Below are 15,023 nucleotides of genomic sequence, written 5' to 3' on the forward strand. Positions count from 1 at the left end.
CTGTTCCAGGAAGTCGGAAGGCGGTCGGCGCGCGGTCTGGTTGGCGGGCTGCGGCGGCCGGGTTGCATCCCAGGGTTGTATGCAATGCATATGCCAACTTGGGTTCGGGAAAACCCGTGGCCTTCCGGAGGCGCCGTCCGGGCGCTTTCTCCTATGAAGCCAGGTATTTCGTTCGGCTCTCGCAGATCGAGCACGCCCAGATTCGGTGCACACTCATATCGAAAATGTGCACATTTCAACTAAAGATGTGCACGCTTCTGGGCGAATGCGATGTACTGGGCGCCGGTCCGCAGGGGCGGCCGGGACGCAAAAAATGGCATGGATATTGCATTGCCCTATGCGCCTGCTTTCCACCCGTCATCTGAAAGGACGCCCCGCATGGTGACCGAACGCGCCTTCCTTACCCTCGACGACATTCAAGTCCGCTACGGCGATGCCGTGGCCGTCGACCATATCGATCTGGAGATCAAGGCGGGCGAATTCGTCGCCTTGCTTGGTCCCAGCGGCTGCGGCAAGACGACGCTGCTGCGGGTGATTGCCGGTTTCGTCCGCGCCAATGGCGGCGCCGTGCGCCTGGACGGAGTGGATATCTCTACGCTGACCCCCGAGGCGCGGCGCATCGGCATGGTGTTCCAGAACTACGCGCTGTTTCCGCACATGACGGTGGCTGACAACATCGCCTACGGACTGCGGGCGCATCGCGCGCCCAAGGAAAGCATCACGTCCAAGGTGCGGGAGATGCTGGACGTCGTCCGCATGAATGGATATGAAAAGCGCCTGCCGCGACAGCTGTCTGGCGGACAACAGCAGCGCGTCGCGTTGGCGAGGGCATTGGCCATTTCGCCGCGCCTGCTGCTGCTGGACGAGCCGCTGGGCGCGCTGGACAAGAACCTGCGCGAGGAAATGCAGAGCGAGTTGCTGCGCATCCAGCGTGAGCTGGGCATCACCACCATCATGGTCACGCATGACCAGGAGGAAGCCATGGGCATGGCCGACCGCATTGCGGTCCTGAATGCCGGCCAGGTCATGCAGTTCGGTACCGCCAGCGAAATCTACGACGCGCCCGCCACGCCCTTTGTCAGCGGCTTCGTGGGCAATTCGACATTCCTGGATGGCGTATTGGGCAGGGGCGAGGGCGAGCATTGGACGCTGCGCACGTCCGGCGGCGTGGAGCTGCGCTTCCAGTCGGCCGGGCCGTGCCGGCGCGTGGGCGCGGCGCGTATTGCCCTGCGCCCTGAACAGATCGAGCTATGCGACGACGGCGCCGCCGCCGTGGTGCGCTATGCCAGGCCCATGGGGCCCAGCACCCGCGTGGGCGTCACGCTGGACGATGGCACCGAGCTGCAGATCGCGGCGCCGCGCGAGCGCGGCGCCGATAACCTGCCGGCGGGCGCGCGCGTGCAGGTGCGCATCAACCCGCGTGCCGTTTGCCCGGTGTTCCTGCCATGAGCAGCGTCACCGTGCCCATGCCGCTGCCGACCATGACGCCCAAGCGTCGGCCGGATACCAGCGTATTGCTGGCGCTGCCGCTGCTGGTGTATTTCCTGATCTTCGTGCTGGCGCCGCAGATCGTGTTGCTTGCCATGAGCGTTCGCGGCCAGGACGGCGTGTTCACGGCGGCGAACTTCGGACGTGCGCTGTCCGACCCCATGACCTATGGCGTCCTGTTCGGCACGCTGCGGCTGGGCGTCTATGCCACCCTGGCGACCATCCTGGCGGGCTTTCCTTATGCGCTCGCCATAGTGTCGGTGGGCCCCCGGCTGCGTTCGGCGATGCTGTTGCTCGTGATCCTGCCGCTCCTCGTCAGCGCGATCGTACGCACTTTCGGTTGGCTGGTGACCCTGGGCAACCAGGGGCCGATCAATGCGCTGCTGCTGTGGCTGGGGTGGATCGACCATCCGATCCGCATACTCTTTACCGAATCCGCGGTGGTGATCGGCCTGACCCAGATCGAGCTGCCCATGATGGTATTGGCGCTCTATACGGTGCTGTCGCGCGTCGATGGCAGCCTGGCGATGGCCTCGCGGTCGCTGGGGGCAGGGTACTGGCGCACGTTCGTGCAGGTGTTGCTGCCCTTGAGCGTGCCGGGGCTGATAGGCGGGGCCGCGTTGGTGTTCGCGTCCGCCGTGGGGGCTTTCGTGTCGCAGACCATCCTGGGCGGCGGGGGCCTGCTGTATATGCCGATGTACATCTACCAGCAATCCATCCTGAACCAGGATTGGGGCTTCGCGGCGGCGCTGGCGGTGATCCTGATGATCACGGTAAGCGCCATCATCTTCGCCGGCACCGTACTGGCACGGCGGTCCCAGGGGTACATCCATGGCTGAATCCACCATCGGCATCCGGATCGGGCGACGCGTGGACGCGGTCACCTGGCGCTTCGCGTCCTTCGCGACGCTGGCGCTGGCCGTCCTGCTGCTGCTCGTGCCGACCTTCATCGCGCTGGCGGCTTCGTTCAATGGCGGCGAGTCGCTGCGTTTTCCGCCGCGTGACGTGTCCTGGCGCTGGTACGAGGCCTTGTGGAACGAGTCGGATGACATCTGGGAGGCGTTCGCCATCAGCTTGCGCGTGTCCCTGCTGGCCACGTTTGGAGCCGGCGTGATGGCGACGTTGGCCGCCCTGTATCTATCCAGGCAGCGCACGGCCTGGGCGCGCGCGCTGGAAACCTTCTTCCAGTCGCCGATGATGCTGCCCGGCATCAGCCTGGGCCTGGCCATGCTGGTGTGGCTGCAGACGATAGGGGTGCCGCTGTCGTATTGGAGCCTGGTCATCGGCCATATGGCGATCTCCACGCCTTACATCATCCGCACCGCGCTGATCGGCTTCAGCCAGATCGACCCCAGCCTGCTGGAAGCCTCGCGCAGCCTGGGGGCCAACGGCACGCGGACCTTCGTGCGGATCACCTTGCCGCTGGCCATGCCGGCCGTACTGGCGGGCAGCTTCATCGCGTTCATGTTCTCGTTCGACAACGTGCCGGTATCGCTGTTCCTGTCCGATGCGCGCAGCGAGGTGCTGCCGATCCGGCTGTGGAACCTGATAGAGAACCTGCTGGACGTGCGTGCGGCGGCGGTCGCCGGTGTCCTGATCATCTTTACGATTGTTTTCGCGCTCGTCATGGAACGGGTGCTGGGAGTGTCTCGCTATGTCCGCTGAGTCTGTGTCCGTTGATTCCATGGCTGCCGCGCTGAGCGCGGACCTCGATGCCGAAACCGCCTTGGCCGCGGAGCTGTTCGACACTTTGCGCAGCCGTTCGCGCAGCGCCCTCGGCGTGACCCGGGCGTCTTATGGCGAAGGCGAGCAGATGGCGCACGATCTGATGCGTGAACTGGGGCGGCGCCTGGACCTGGAAGAGCGGATCGATGCAGCGGGAAACCTGTACCTGACCTTGTCGGGAACGGAGCGCGACCTGCCCGCGATCATGACGGGATCGCATCTGGACTCGGTGCCGGATGGCGGCAACTACGACGGCGCGGCGGGCGTGGTCGCCGGCATGGCGATGCTGGCCCGCTGGCGCCGGGCAGGGCGCCAGCCCCGGCACGACATCACGGTGATGGGTGTGCGCGCCGAGGAGCTCTCCTGGTTTCCGGCGCCCTATATCGGCAGCCGTGCGGCGTGGGGCTTGTTGGAGGCCGAGGCCCTGGACCAATGTGTGCGGCCCGACACCGGCCGGACGCTGGGCGAGCATATGGCGCAGGCCGGTTTCGAGCCGGAGCGCATCCGCCGGCAGGAGCCGCAGTTGCGTGCCGAGGACATCGAATGCTTTCTGGAGCTGCACATCGAGCAGGGGCCATTGCTGGTGCAGGAAAACATACCGGTGGGCGTGGTGACGGGGATACGGGGCAATCTGCGCTACAAGCATTGCCATGTGATCGGCCGCTACGGGCACGCGGGCGCCGAGCCGCGGCGTTCGCGGCAGGACGCGGTGCTGGCGGCCGCCGAATTCCTGAATCGGCTGGAGACGATGTGGATCGATTACGAGTCGCGCGGGCTGGATCTGGTCTGCACCGTGGGTCAGTGCCATACGGACACCAAGGTGCATACGATGACCAAGATTCCCGGCGAACTCTGGTTCAGCATGGACATTCGTAGCCAGGATAACGATCTGCTGATGCGGATCGATCGGACGCTACGCGAGATGGCCGAGGAAATCGGCGCCCGGCGCGGAGTCAGGATCGACCTGGGGCCCTACACCAATGCCTTGCCCGGCCCGATCGCGCCGGTGCACCGGGAGCGCCTGGTCCGGCTGGCAAGCGAGCTTGGCATCGCGCATGTCCAGATGGCCAGCGGCGCCGGCCATGATTCGGCCGTCTTCGGGATTAGCGGCGTGCCCACGGCGATGATCTTTGTACGGAATGAGCATGGCAGCCATAATCCCGACGAGGCCATGGAGATCGCCGATTTCGCCCAGGGCCTGAAACTGCTGGTCGCGGCCGTGGAGGATATCGATGCCAGTCACTGAGGGAGCCAAGCCGAGCACCAGCGACGCGGACGAGATCGTCTACAACCTGATCCGCCGCGCCATTTTTTCCGGCTTGCTGCGTCCGGGGTTGAAGCTGCAGGAGCCGCGCATCGCGCGGGTGCTGAATGTCAGCCGCGAGCGGGTGCGCAAGGCGCTGCAGCGCCTGACCCACGAGAAGTGGCTGGACTCGATTCCCAATCGTGGGACCTTCATTCCGGTGCCCACGGTCGAGGAGCTGCATGCGATCTACGACGCGCGCAAGATCCTGGAGCTGGGCGTGACGCGCCAGGTCGCCGAGCGGCGGCGGGTGCTGGCGGTGCACCGGCTCGCCGAGCACGTTGCTTCCGAACGGGATGCGGCCGAGCGCGATGATCGGGCGCTGGCGTTTCGGCTGTCCGCTGAGTTTCATTTCCTGCTGGTCGAGCTGACGGGCAATCCCTATCTCGTCGACATGCATCGGGGCTTGATGCAGCGCTCGTCGCTGCATTTTTCCCTGTTCGCGCCCGCGTCACTGCACGAATGCACGTCGCACAATTGCGCCGGGCCGCACGAGCATGAGGGCATCATGCAGGCGATCCTCGATGGCAATGGCGCGCGGGCTGAAAAGCTCATGACGCATCATTTGAATGAGTTGGAAACGCTGCTGGCGTTGCGCCGGCAGAAGTTCGATTTCCTGGAGATCGACGAGGCGTTCGCGCGCCTGGCGTACCAGGATGAGGAACGCGAGGCCCAGATGCTGGCTTCGTCCACGATTACCTAAGGAATATCATGACCCTATCCATCGCTGACCGCCTGCGTGAACTTGGCATTGAACTGCCTGGCCTGCCCAAGCCCGGTGGCAGCTATGTCCCATTCCGCCGCCATGGCGACCTGGTGTTCCTGGCGGGGCAGACCAGCTCGCGCGACGGCAAGGCCGTCTACAGCGGCCCAGTCCAGGCACCGGACGACATCGAGCGAGGCTACGCCGCCGCGCGCCTGTGCGCGATCAACATGCTCGCGGTGTTGCAGCAGGCCTGCGATGGCGACCTGGACCGCGTGGGCGGGTGCCTGAAGCTCAACGGCTACGTTTTGGCCGTGCCGCCTTTCGAATCCGTGCCGGCCGTGGTCAACGGTGCGTCCGACCTGCTGGTGGAAATCTTCGGCGATGCCGGGCGGCACGCACGCACGGCAGTGGGCGTGGCGACCTTGCCGCGCAACGTGACGGTGGAAGTGGAAGGGACGTTCTTCCTGAAGTCCTGACATCGCGTTCCGCCCGGAATGTCACAAAGCGGGCATGTCATCCGTCTAAGAGTGGAAGGCCGGAAATTTGGCCTTCTACGTTAAATCTTGGAAGGATCGAACATTATGAACCGTGCGAATTGGTTTGCCGTCTCCCCAGAGGGTGCAAAGGCAGTCGGCGTCCTGCATCACTATGTCGTCAACGACACCAACCTGCCCAGCGCCCTTATCCACCTCGTCTTCCTGCGGGTGTCGCAGATCAACGGGTGTGCGCACTGCATCGACATCCACACCCGCGACCTGCTCAAGGAAGGGATGTCGGTCGAAAAGATGGTGCTGATTCCCGTCTGGCACGAGGCCGAGCACCTTTTCACCGAACAAGAGCGCGCCGCCCTGGCCTGGGCCGAGGAAGTCACGCGCGTGAGTGAAACGCACGCGTCCGACGGAGCCTATTCCGCGGCGCTGGCCGTATTCGGCGAAAAGGACCTGGTCGACCTGACCCTGGCCATCGCGGCCATGAACGCGATCAACCGGCTGGGCATCAGCTTCCGATTGAAGCCTCGCGCGAAAGGCTGAGCGGCTGGGGATTCCGCGCTTCGTCCAGAATCCAACGGGCAAACGCCTGGATCGGTTCGCCGCTCAGTTCGATCGGCTCGGGGAGGATGAGGCAGAACGTCTTGGAGACGCTCTTCGCCGCCGGCCAGGGCGCGACCAATCGGCCAGATGCCAGTTCGGTTTCCACATAGAGGCGTGGCACCAGGGCCACGCCCAGGCCGGCCAGGGCTGCCTCGATCAGCATGGCATGGAGGTCGTAGTGAGCCCCCATGGCTGGATGGGTCAGTGAAATCCCGGTTTGCAGGGCGTAATGCTGCCAGGCATCGGGATTCTGTCGCCGGTGCAGGCGCGGCAATGCATCCAGCTGGGGGCGTCCCTTGGCCTTCTTGGCAAGCGACGGATGGCAGACCGGAACCAGCACTTCCTGCAGCAGGGGATAGGTGCGCATCCCCGTCCAGGCCGGATGCTCGAAATGGATGGCGGCTTCGAACCCGCTACCGGCGAGGACGAAGGGATCCATGCGCTCCGAAAGGTGCACGGTGATGTTCGGATGCTGCTGCTGGAATCGTGACAAGCGCGGGATCAGCCAGCGCATCGCGAACGTCGGGATCGCGGCGATCTCCAGGCTCGCGCCATCGTTGGGTTGGCCTATCAGGGATTGGCTGTCCCGATCGAGACGGTCGAGCAATTCGCGGACTTGATTGGCATAACGCACGCGATTGGGAAGCAGTCGGACGCGATTGCCGACCCGTTCGAACAACGCGACGCCGAGGAAAGCTTCCAACCGGCTGATCTGGCGGCTGATGGCGCCCTCGGTCAGGGACAGCTCCTCCGCCGCGCGGGCGAAGCTGCCGTGTCGGGCGGCCGCCTCGAATGCGGTCAGTGCCGAGCTGCTGGGAATCTTTCTGCGCATGAGCGGTACCTGGTGTACGGCGAGCAATAGGACTCACCTTGAGTTTTTATCAATGAAGCATACTGAATAATCGATTTTCACGTCGGTATCCAGGTCATACCATGATGGAATGTCAACAACCAGGACCGGACTGCTTGAGCAATCCGATAGCGTGACTCCATGATCTACACCGTCGAATGCAGCTTTTCCCATCCCGGCATCGAAGCGGAGTGGAATGACTTCTACAGTCTCACGAAGCTGCCCGCGCTCATTTCAGTGAGCGGATTTCATACGTCGCAGCGCTTCAAGGCATTGAGCGCAGGATGTCCCGCCTACCTGGCCTTGCACTCGGTCGACGGTCTGGAAGTGCTTGAAAGTGACGAGTATCGCGAAAAGGGCGGCGGCAGCTTCGCACGCTGGCAGCAACACATCACCGATTGGCGCCGCAATCTCTATGGCGGCCTGGACCGCGCACCGGCCATCGGCGATGGCGACTTCCTGGTCGCGAGCACGGTCGGGGCCGGTCCGCTCATCGAGCTGGGACTTACCCCGGACCAGATGCGGGCCGTGGCCCTGGACAGGCTCCCTGAGATCCGGTGGCTGGCACGGCTGGATCGTGCAATACGACCGGGTGTGGACGCGCTTCCGCAGGGCGTGGATCTGTATGTGCCGATCACCACTCAATTGACGAGTGGTACAGGTGCGTACGGGACGAATCGCCGGTCTGGAGCATCGCAATGACGACCATGGCATTTCCCGTCCAGCAGATCGGCGAGTTTTCGATCACGGCAATCAGTGACGGATACCTGTCCGCCAGTCTGGCGTTGCTGTCCAGCATCGATCCGATGGATGCCTCCCGTTTGCAGCAAGAGGCGGGCGTCAGCGACCCATCCTCGATTCATATCAACTGCTACCTCGTGCGCGGAAGGGGCCGTACGGTGCTGGTCGATGCGGGCGCCGGCGGATACAAGCAATGGGGTGGGAAGCTGATCGCGAATCTGGAATTGGCGGGCGTGCGGCCATCGGACATAGACACGATTCTTTTGACGCACGCGCATCCGGATCATGTCGGTGGGCTGATCGATACGGCGGGACAGCCGATGTTTCCCCATGCCGGACTGGTCGTCCATCAGCGCGAACTTTCCTTCTGGGAAGATGACGCGCATCTCAGCCGGGCGAGCGAGCGGGCGCGCGGCAACTTCCTGTTGGCGCGCCGGGTGTTTGAGATCTATCGAGAGAGGATCCGCACGTTCGAGCAAGGCGGCCTGCTGCCCGGCATCAACGCGATGCCGCTTCCGGGCCATACCGCTGGCCATACCGGCTTCCACATCGAATCAGAAGGCCGCAGCGCCTTGATCTGGGGCGATATCGTGCATTTCCCTCATGTCCAGGTCGCCCGTCCCGACGTATCGATCGCCTTCGATCAAGATGCGCTTCTTTCCGCGTCCACGCGATCCAGGTTGTTGGACGTCGTGAGTTCGGAAAAGCTGCTGGTGGCCGGCATGCACCTTGGCGAGCTCGGGTTTGCACGTATCAGCAGAGATGGCCAGCGCTACGGAATTTCCTATGAGGGGTGAGACTGATGGGGCAGGCATGTCCAGCCGACACTGACGCACACGCTGTGCCGCAGTAGCGGAACAAGTCCCGCATCTACCGTTACAGAGCCGCCCGAGCCGGTGAGCATGTCTCGCCGGCCGAAGCGGCCAACACCCAAAATAGCGGAGATCAGATGCGTATTTCGCGTGGAAAAGAGGTTCTAACCGCCGTGCTATGCGCGGCCGCGCCTGCGACCGTGATGGCGGGCGATGGGGACGTAAACCAGATTTATCCTGATCGGCCGGTGACACTGGTCGTCGGATACTCGCCTGGTGGTACGACGGATACCCTTGTCCGTCTGGTCGCGGAGTATCTGGAGAAAGAGCTGGGGCAAAGAATGATCGTCGACTACAAGCCCGGCGCGGCGGGGAATATCGGAGCGCAATCCGTGGCGCGTGCCGCCCCTGATGGGTACACGCTTTTCCTGAGTGCCCGGCCGAATACGATTCACAAACAGATGCACGCAACCCTCGCATACGACTTTGCCAACGATCTGGTGCCGGTCGGACTCGTGGCGACCGCGCCATATGTGATGGTGGTGGGCGCGGACGCTCCTATCGCTACCGTGAACGATCTTGTGCAACTGGCCAGGGCCTATCCGGGAGCATTGACCTGCGCATCGAGCGGGGTAGGGTCGACCCCGCACCTGCTCTGCGAAATGCTGCAACTGGAAGCCGACATCGCGATGCTGCATGTTCCCTATAAAGGCGCCGCGCACGCCCTGACGGACGTTGCGGGCGGCAGGGTGGATATGCAGATAACCAATGTGTCGGCGGCTTTGGCGCAAATCCAGGCGGGGAAACTCAAACCGCTCGCCGTTCTATCCAGCAACCCGGTAAACACGCTGCCCCATGTGCCGACCATTGCGGAGGCGGGTTTTCCAAGGTTGGTCACCGATGCGTGGTTCGGGCTGGTGGCGCCCGCGGGAACGCCGGCGTTTGCCATCGAGAAGCTGAACCAGTCGATCAATGTGGCGATGATGAATCCCCGTTTGCGCGAAGCGATGGATCAACTGTCGTACGCGTTGCCGCCGCAGTCTAATACGCCGACGGTGTTCAAGGACTTGATTGCCGAAGAAACCCGGCAATGGACTTCGGTCCTGAACACCCGGAATATCAGGCCTTTGCACTGACGGCGCTGAGCGCCGCCTGCGCGGCGTGCAAGGGGCGCGCGTCGCCTTGCACGCGTTCACTCGCGGGGCCCATCCAGGGGTGGGCGAAGGCCACGACATCGGCGCCGTCGCGGTAGGCATTTTCCGCGGCCCGCGCGCAGGCTTCCAGGCAGGCGTCAAGGTCGCCATTGACGAACAGGGGCCATACATCGGGCAGCAGTTGCACCGTCACGCGGGCGCCTGTTCGGGCGGCGTGACGTTCGAACAAGGCGCGGTTGGGTTCGATGGTTGATTCGACGGCGCAGAGGACGGTGATGTTCTTTCCCGCGCGTGAAGCTGCTTCCGCCAGGGCGGCGTCCGCGCGGATGATGCGTACCGTGGTTGGGGGCATTGCGTCCACAACGGGGCCGAGGGTCGCGCAGGTGACGATGACCGCGTCCGCATCCGCCGCGAGGTCCATGATGGTTTGCTGGACCAGCTGTTGTGCGTCCTTGCCTGGCGGTGAATGTTGCTCCATCGTCTGCCGCAGGTCCGGCCGGATGGTGTGGCGGAGGTGTTCGGGTGCCCAATGCGCGAGTATCGCGGCGTTCTGGAAAACCGCTTCATTGGCCGGGATCGTGTGCAGGAAGGAAATGCGCATCCGCGTGTACCTGTCGGGTTGAAACTGAAGCGGATTGTTGTCGCGGCATGGCGCGCGGACAAGTTCATTGGGGATACCAGTACCGTCGGTACCTGTCGCGGGTTTGTCCCAATACTGCCTGCCACCGCAGCGGCTTAGACTTTTCATTAAATAAATAAGAGTTCGCATTCCGAACTTCCGTCGCCGAGCCTAGCTCGTTTTTTCAGGCGCCGTGTATAAATAAAAGTTCGTATTCCGAACTTATGGAGACAAGAATGTCGTTGCAGGACAAGCCCGAGCCCGTCGAAGCCAAGAACCTGGTGCAATCGCTGGCGAAGGGTTTTCGTGTGCTGGAGGCGTTCACCGCGCAGGAGCCCGAGCTGACCATGGCGGACGTGGCCCGGCGGGCGGGCGTGGACAACGCGACAGCCTTTCGCTTCCTGAACACCCTCGTCGCCATCGGCTACGTGCAACGGGTCGAAGGCACGCGCAAGTTCCGCCTGTCGCTGAAGGTGCTGGACCTGGGCTTCCATGCCATTGCCCGATCCGACTTGCGCGCCCGCGCCCGGCCCATCCTGCGCAGCCTGGTGGGCGAGGTGAACGAGGCCGCGTCGGTCGGCGTGCTCGACGGGGCCGAAGTCATGTATGCGGAGCGGGTGCAGGCGGGGCTGACGCGGCTGGCCGTCGATATCCGCATCGGCAGCCGCGTTCCTGCCTACTCCAGCGCGGTAGGCCAGGCCATCCTGGCGTGGTCGGACGACGACACGCGCAAGGAAGTGCTGCAGGCGCGGCCGTTGAAGGCGCTGACCGCCACCACCATCACCGACATGGATACCTTGCTCGCGCGGTTGGACGCGATACGCAAGCTTGGCTATGCGGTCTCCGACCAGGAAACCGTGTCCGGCCTGTATGTCGTGGCCGCCCCCGTCTTCGACCAGGATGGCGTGCCCGTGGCGGCGTTGAGCGTCGCCGCGCCGGCCATCCGGACGACGCTGAAGGACTTCGTGGACTCGACGGCGCAGCCCGTCGTGCAGGCCGCGAATGAATTGTCGAAAGCCCTGACCACCACCGGAAGTTTCGCGCCGCACCGCCTGGCGGGCGGCTGACGCCTTCCATCACAAAGACCATTACGCCACACAGGCGTAGTCCATCCACGCACGGAGACAACTTTGGCAAAGATCGACTATCAAGGCATCATCCCCGCCATCGCGGTGCCTTTCAACAAGGACTACAGCATCAACGAACCCAATCTGCGCCAGTTCGCGCAGTGGTTGGGCAAGCAGCCCGGCATTTCCGCCCTGATGACCAACGGCCACACCGGCGAGGTCTTCTCGCTGACGCCGCGCGAGCGCGCGCAGGTCACGCGGATCACCGCCGAGGCCGTGAAAGGCATCTGCCCGGTGGTGTCCTCGGTGGTGTGCGAAGGCATCAACGACGCGGTCGAACAGGCCGGCTGGGCGAAAGAAGCGGGCGCCGACGTGCTGGACATCATGCCGCCGCATCACTGGCTGCGCTTCGGCTTCAAGCCCGAGCATTGCCTGGACTACTTCAATGCGATCGGCGAAGCGACCCGGCTGCCCCTGATCGTGCACATCTATCCGGCCTGGACGCGCGGCTCCTATTCGACGGACCTGCTGGCGGAACTGGCGCGCATGCCCCATGTGGCTGCCTTCAAGATGGGTGAGCGCGAAATGAACAAGTACGCGCGCGACATCAAGGCGATCCGCGAAGCCGACTCGTCCAAGGCCTTGTTGACCTGCCATGACGAGTATCTGCTCGCGTCCATGGTGCAGGGGATAGACGGCGCCCTGGTGGGTTTCGCATCGCTGGTGCCCGGCCTGATCCACGACCTGCTGCTCGCAGTAAAGAAGGGCGACCTGAAGGAAGCCATGCACGTGCAAAGCCTGATCACGCCCCTGAAGGACGCGGTCTATGGCAGCGGCGAACCGACAGGCGAAGCCCATGGCCGGATGAAAGCCGCCATGGCCATGGCCGGGATCATCGCCGACGGTACCGTGCGGCCGCCGACGCATGCGCCCAGCAAGCAGGAACTGCAGGTGATCGAAGAGGCCCTGCGCCACGCCAACCTGCTCAAGAAGTCGGCGGCCTGAGCCATGGACAAGCACGCCGTGGTCTCCGGCACCAGCTCCGGCATCGGGCTGGCGACCGCGCGTCGCCTGCTGGCGGACGGCTGGACGGTGACGGGCCTGGATCTGACGCCATCGACGCTGCGCCACGATGCCTTCCGCGCCGAGGCCTGCGACCTGTGCGACCTGGGGGCATTGAAGAAGGCGTTGTCGGCCCTGGACGGTGTCCATGCGATGGTCCACTGCGCCGGCCACATGAAGACGGCGCCGCTCGGTTCGCTGGACCCGGACGCCAGCCTGGAGATGTGGCGTGTGCACGTACTGGCCGCGCAGGCGATGGCGGACGTGCTGTTGCCCGGCATGCCGGACGAGGGCAGGGTGGTGCTGATCGGCAGCCGCACGGCCAACGGGGCGGCGGGGCGCAGCGAGTATGCCGCGTGCAAGTCCGCGCTGACGGGCATGGCCCGCTCCTGGGCCCTGGAGGTCGTCGAGCGCGGGATCACGGTGAACGTGGTCTCGCCGGCGGCGACGCGGACGGCCATGCTGGACGACCCCGCGCGCGCCAAGGCGCCACCCGTGCTGCCCCCGATGGGGCGATACATCGAGGCCGACGAAGTCGCGGGCGCCGTGGGATTCCTGCTGTCGCCGGCCGCCGGCGGCATCACTGGTCAGAACATCGTGATCTGCGCGGGCGCTTCGCTATAGCCGCCTGCCCGCACGATGAATGCTGGAGGAGAACGAATATGAGAAATACCCTGGCCGTCGCGCCATCGATGTCCGCGGCGAACACGTCCCCGCTGAAAATGGTGGACGCCGCCGCTGCCCCGCGTACCGGGCTTACCGAGTTGATACGTATCCAGAACGTTTCGAAGACCTATACGACCGCGTCGGGCGATGCGGTGCACGCGGTCGACAACGTCGACCTGTCCATTACCGATGGCGAGTTCGTCTGCATCGTCGGTCCGTCGGGTTGCGGCAAAAGCACGCTGTTGCGCATGCTTGCCGGGCTCGATACTTATGACGATGGCAGCCTTACGCTGAACGGTATGGAGGTCGCCGGCCCGTCGGGCGATGTCGGCGTGGTTTTCCAGGCCGCCAATCTGCTGCCGTGGATCACGGTGCGCGAGAACGTCGCCTTGCCGCTGCGCGTGGGCGGCCGGCGAGAATCGGCCGAGCAGCGGATCACGGACCTGCTGGCGATCGCCGGCCTGAAGGACTTCGGCGACCGCTACCCCTATGAGCTATCGGGCGGCATGCAGCAGCGCGCGGGCATCTGCCGCGCACTGGCCCGCGATCCCCGGATCCTGCTCATGGACGAGCCCTTCGGCGCGCTCGATGCCCTGACGCGCGAGCGCATGAACGCCGAGCTGCAGCGTATCTGGCAGGCCAATGCAAAGACCGTCGTCCTCATCACGCACAGTATTTCGGAGGCGATCTTCCTGGCCGATCGCGTGGTGGTGATGTCCGCGCGGCCCGGGCGGGTGCTGCGCGAGATCGAGATTCCCATTCCGCGTCCCCGGACCTTCGATTCCATCGTCAGCCATCCGGAGTATGCGCGGCTGGCGCGCGAAATAAGGGCGTTGTTGAACGAGCAGGAGAGCACCCATGAGTAACGCTGCCTTGCAACCCATGTCGGCCACGGCCAAGTCAGCCGCGGCGAATCCGGCGCGGACGAAAACCCGGCGCGTGAAACGATCCGTCGACGGCTCGGCGATCGCGCTTGCGGGCTTCGTGATGCTGATCGCGCTGTGGTTTCTGAGCGTGCGCTTTCTGCACGTGCCCTCGTATATCCTGCCCGACCCCATGAAGGTGCTGCATGCGCTGTGGGCGGGCCTGGCCGTCGATCCGACCAGCGCCACGGGCTTCTATCGCCCGCTCTGGAGCACCTTGAGCAATGCCGCCTTGGGATTCCTGATCGGTTCGGTCACGGGTCTGGTGCTCGGCTCTTTGATGGCGGAAAGCAAGGTGGTCGAAAAGCTGGTCATGCCCTACGCCTTCGCGTTGCAGAGCCTGCCGAAAGTCGCGATCGCGCCGCTGATCGTGATCTGGCTGGGTTTCGGGGATAGCAGCAAGATCGCCATCGCCGCGCTGCTGGCCTTCTTTCCGCTGCTGATCAACAGCTTCACCGGACTGCGCGCGACCGAGCCGGAGCGCATCGACCTGATGCGTTCGCTGTCCGCCACGCGTTTCGAGATCTACCGCATCGTCAAGCTGCCCAACGCCGCGCCCTTTATTTTCGCGGGCCTGGACATGGCGGTGGTCTATGCGCTGTTGGGCGCGATCGTCGCGGAATTCCTGGGCGCGCAACAAGGCATGGGTGTCGCCATCACGCAGGCGCAGTCGGTATCGGATGTGGCGGGCGTGTTCGCGCTGCTGATCATCCTCGGCGTGATGGGGGTGCTGCTGCACGGCGCGGTCAACCGCATCGAACGCCGGGTGGTTCATTGGGCGCGCCGCGCCGATCGTTAACGAAAACAAGGAGGAGA

At 64.3% G+C, this 15,023-nt stretch carries 17 protein-coding genes; 15 read left to right on the forward strand and 2 right to left on the reverse strand.

The window, feature by feature from the left end:
- Positions 1-378: 378 nt before the first annotated feature.
- The 7 genes from CAL26_RS10585 (at position 379) to CAL26_RS10615 (ending at position 6,253) form a co-directional block, all read left to right on the forward strand.
- Positions 379-1,449, forward strand: a complete 1,071-nt coding sequence (locus CAL26_RS10585; RefSeq protein WP_218831526.1) for an ABC transporter ATP-binding protein — start codon at positions 379-381, stop codon at positions 1,447-1,449.
- Positions 1,446-2,327: an ABC transporter permease gene (locus tag CAL26_RS10590; protein WP_094846811.1), complete on the forward strand. Its 882-nt coding sequence runs from the start codon at positions 1,446-1,448 to the stop codon at positions 2,325-2,327. The genes CAL26_RS10585 and CAL26_RS10590 overlap by 4 nt, the downstream gene beginning before the upstream one ends.
- Complete coding sequence (locus CAL26_RS10595; protein WP_094846812.1) at positions 2,320-3,153, forward strand: ABC transporter permease; 834 nt, start codon at positions 2,320-2,322, stop codon at positions 3,151-3,153. The genes CAL26_RS10590 and CAL26_RS10595 overlap by 8 nt, the downstream gene beginning before the upstream one ends.
- Complete coding sequence (locus CAL26_RS10600) at positions 3,143-4,459, forward strand: Zn-dependent hydrolase (RefSeq protein WP_256988296.1); 1,317 nt, start codon at positions 3,143-3,145, stop codon at positions 4,457-4,459. The genes CAL26_RS10595 and CAL26_RS10600 overlap by 11 nt, the downstream gene beginning before the upstream one ends.
- Complete coding sequence (locus tag CAL26_RS10605; protein ID WP_094846814.1) at positions 4,446-5,219, forward strand: GntR family transcriptional regulator; 774 nt, start codon at positions 4,446-4,448, stop codon at positions 5,217-5,219. The genes CAL26_RS10600 and CAL26_RS10605 overlap by 14 nt, the downstream gene beginning before the upstream one ends.
- An 8-nt stretch (positions 5,220-5,227) precedes the next feature.
- Positions 5,228-5,698 carry a RidA family protein gene (locus CAL26_RS10610; RefSeq protein WP_094846815.1) on the forward strand — a complete coding sequence of 157 codons (471 nt, stop codon included), beginning with the start codon at positions 5,228-5,230 and terminating at the stop codon, positions 5,696-5,698.
- 105 nt (positions 5,699-5,803) lie between these two features.
- On the forward strand, positions 5,804-6,253 hold the full coding sequence (locus CAL26_RS10615; RefSeq protein WP_094846816.1) for a carboxymuconolactone decarboxylase family protein: 450 nt from the start codon (positions 5,804-5,806) through the stop codon (positions 6,251-6,253).
- Here CAL26_RS10615 and CAL26_RS10620 read toward each other — a convergent pair.
- Positions 6,219-7,145, reverse strand: a complete 927-nt coding sequence (locus tag CAL26_RS10620; protein ID WP_094846817.1) for a LysR substrate-binding domain-containing protein — start codon at positions 7,143-7,145, stop codon at positions 6,219-6,221. The two genes, CAL26_RS10615 and CAL26_RS10620, sit on opposite strands and share 35 nt — an antisense overlap.
- 159 nt (positions 7,146-7,304) lie before the next feature.
- Here CAL26_RS10620 and CAL26_RS10625 point away from each other — a divergent pair, with 159 nt between their 5' ends.
- The 3 genes from CAL26_RS10625 (at position 7,305) to CAL26_RS10635 (ending at position 9,852) form a co-directional block, all read left to right on the forward strand.
- A complete protein-coding gene (locus tag CAL26_RS10625) occupies positions 7,305-7,865 on the forward strand; it encodes a sugar ABC transporter (protein ID WP_094846818.1) in 561 nt (186 codons plus the stop codon).
- A complete protein-coding gene (locus tag CAL26_RS10630) occupies positions 7,862-8,701 on the forward strand; it encodes an MBL fold metallo-hydrolase (protein WP_094846819.1) in 840 nt (279 codons plus the stop codon). The genes CAL26_RS10625 and CAL26_RS10630 overlap by 4 nt, the downstream gene beginning before the upstream one ends.
- A 152-nt stretch (positions 8,702-8,853) precedes the next feature.
- Entirely contained in the window at positions 8,854-9,852 is a 999-nt protein-coding gene (locus tag CAL26_RS10635; protein ID WP_094846820.1) for a Bug family tripartite tricarboxylate transporter substrate binding protein, read from the forward strand.
- Here the strand turns inward: CAL26_RS10635 and CAL26_RS10640 are convergent.
- Positions 9,836-10,639 (reverse strand): arylsulfatase, encoded by an 804-nt coding sequence (locus tag CAL26_RS10640; RefSeq protein ID WP_256988297.1) that lies wholly within the window; start codon positions 10,637-10,639, stop codon positions 9,836-9,838. The two genes, CAL26_RS10635 and CAL26_RS10640, sit on opposite strands and share 17 nt — an antisense overlap.
- Positions 10,640-10,725: 86 nt before the next feature.
- Here CAL26_RS10640 and CAL26_RS10645 point away from each other — a divergent pair, with 86 nt between their 5' ends.
- From CAL26_RS10645 to CAL26_RS10665, 5 genes are all read left to right on the forward strand, one after another.
- The gene (locus CAL26_RS10645) at positions 10,726-11,556 is read left to right on the forward strand and encodes an IclR family transcriptional regulator (RefSeq protein ID WP_094846822.1); all 831 of its coding nucleotides are present in this window, start codon (positions 10,726-10,728) and stop codon (positions 11,554-11,556) included.
- A 63-nt stretch (positions 11,557-11,619) separates the two neighbouring features.
- The gene (locus CAL26_RS10650; RefSeq protein WP_094846823.1) at positions 11,620-12,561 is read left to right on the forward strand and encodes a dihydrodipicolinate synthase family protein; all 942 of its coding nucleotides are present in this window, start codon (positions 11,620-11,622) and stop codon (positions 12,559-12,561) included.
- A gap of 3 nt (positions 12,562-12,564) precedes the next feature.
- Complete coding sequence (locus tag CAL26_RS10655) at positions 12,565-13,242, forward strand: SDR family NAD(P)-dependent oxidoreductase (protein WP_094846824.1); 678 nt, start codon at positions 12,565-12,567, stop codon at positions 13,240-13,242.
- Positions 13,243-13,280: 38 nt separating this feature from the next.
- Positions 13,281-14,150: an ABC transporter ATP-binding protein gene (locus tag CAL26_RS10660; protein ID WP_256988298.1), complete on the forward strand. Its 870-nt coding sequence runs from the start codon at positions 13,281-13,283 to the stop codon at positions 14,148-14,150.
- Positions 14,143-15,006 carry an ABC transporter permease gene (locus tag CAL26_RS10665; protein ID WP_218831527.1) on the forward strand — a complete coding sequence of 288 codons (864 nt, stop codon included), beginning with the start codon at positions 14,143-14,145 and terminating at the stop codon, positions 15,004-15,006. Before CAL26_RS10660 ends, CAL26_RS10665 begins: the two co-directional genes overlap by 8 nt.
- Positions 15,007-15,023 lie beyond the last annotated feature (17 nt).

The organism is Bordetella genomosp. 9, assembly GCF_002261425.1.
Lineage (GTDB): Bacteria > Pseudomonadota > Gammaproteobacteria > Burkholderiales > Burkholderiaceae_B > Bordetella_C.

Bases quoted from the DNA above. Each gene is read 5' to 3' on its own strand.
- CAL26_RS10585 (WP_218831526.1), top strand. From the start codon at position 379: ATGGTGACCGAACGCGCCTTCCTTACCCTCGACGACATTCAAGTCCGC.
- CAL26_RS10590 (WP_094846811.1), top strand. From the start codon at position 1,446: ATGAGCAGCGTCACCGTGCCCATGCCGCTGCCGACCATGACGCCCAAG.
- CAL26_RS10595 (WP_094846812.1), top strand. From the start codon at position 2,320: ATGGCTGAATCCACCATCGGCATCCGGATCGGGCGACGCGTGGACGCG.
- CAL26_RS10600 (WP_256988296.1), top strand. From the start codon at position 3,143: ATGTCCGCTGAGTCTGTGTCCGTTGATTCCATGGCTGCCGCGCTGAGC.
- CAL26_RS10605 (WP_094846814.1), top strand. From the start codon at position 4,446: ATGCCAGTCACTGAGGGAGCCAAGCCGAGCACCAGCGACGCGGACGAG.
- CAL26_RS10610 (WP_094846815.1), top strand. From the start codon at position 5,228: ATGACCCTATCCATCGCTGACCGCCTGCGTGAACTTGGCATTGAACTG.
- CAL26_RS10615 (WP_094846816.1), top strand. From the start codon at position 5,804: ATGAACCGTGCGAATTGGTTTGCCGTCTCCCCAGAGGGTGCAAAGGCA.
- CAL26_RS10620 (WP_094846817.1), bottom strand. From the start codon at position 7,145: ATGCGCAGAAAGATTCCCAGCAGCTCGGCACTGACCGCATTCGAGGCG.
- CAL26_RS10625 (WP_094846818.1), top strand. From the start codon at position 7,305: ATGATCTACACCGTCGAATGCAGCTTTTCCCATCCCGGCATCGAAGCG.
- CAL26_RS10630 (WP_094846819.1), top strand. From the start codon at position 7,862: ATGACGACCATGGCATTTCCCGTCCAGCAGATCGGCGAGTTTTCGATC.
- CAL26_RS10635 (WP_094846820.1), top strand. From the start codon at position 8,854: ATGCGTATTTCGCGTGGAAAAGAGGTTCTAACCGCCGTGCTATGCGCG.
- CAL26_RS10640 (WP_256988297.1), bottom strand. From the start codon at position 10,639: ATGCGAACTCTTATTTATTTAATGAAAAGTCTAAGCCGCTGCGGTGGC.
- CAL26_RS10645 (WP_094846822.1), top strand. From the start codon at position 10,726: ATGTCGTTGCAGGACAAGCCCGAGCCCGTCGAAGCCAAGAACCTGGTG.
- CAL26_RS10655 (WP_094846824.1), top strand. From the start codon at position 12,565: ATGGACAAGCACGCCGTGGTCTCCGGCACCAGCTCCGGCATCGGGCTG.
- CAL26_RS10660 (WP_256988298.1), top strand. From the start codon at position 13,281: ATGAGAAATACCCTGGCCGTCGCGCCATCGATGTCCGCGGCGAACACG.
- CAL26_RS10665 (WP_218831527.1), top strand. From the start codon at position 14,143: ATGAGTAACGCTGCCTTGCAACCCATGTCGGCCACGGCCAAGTCAGCC.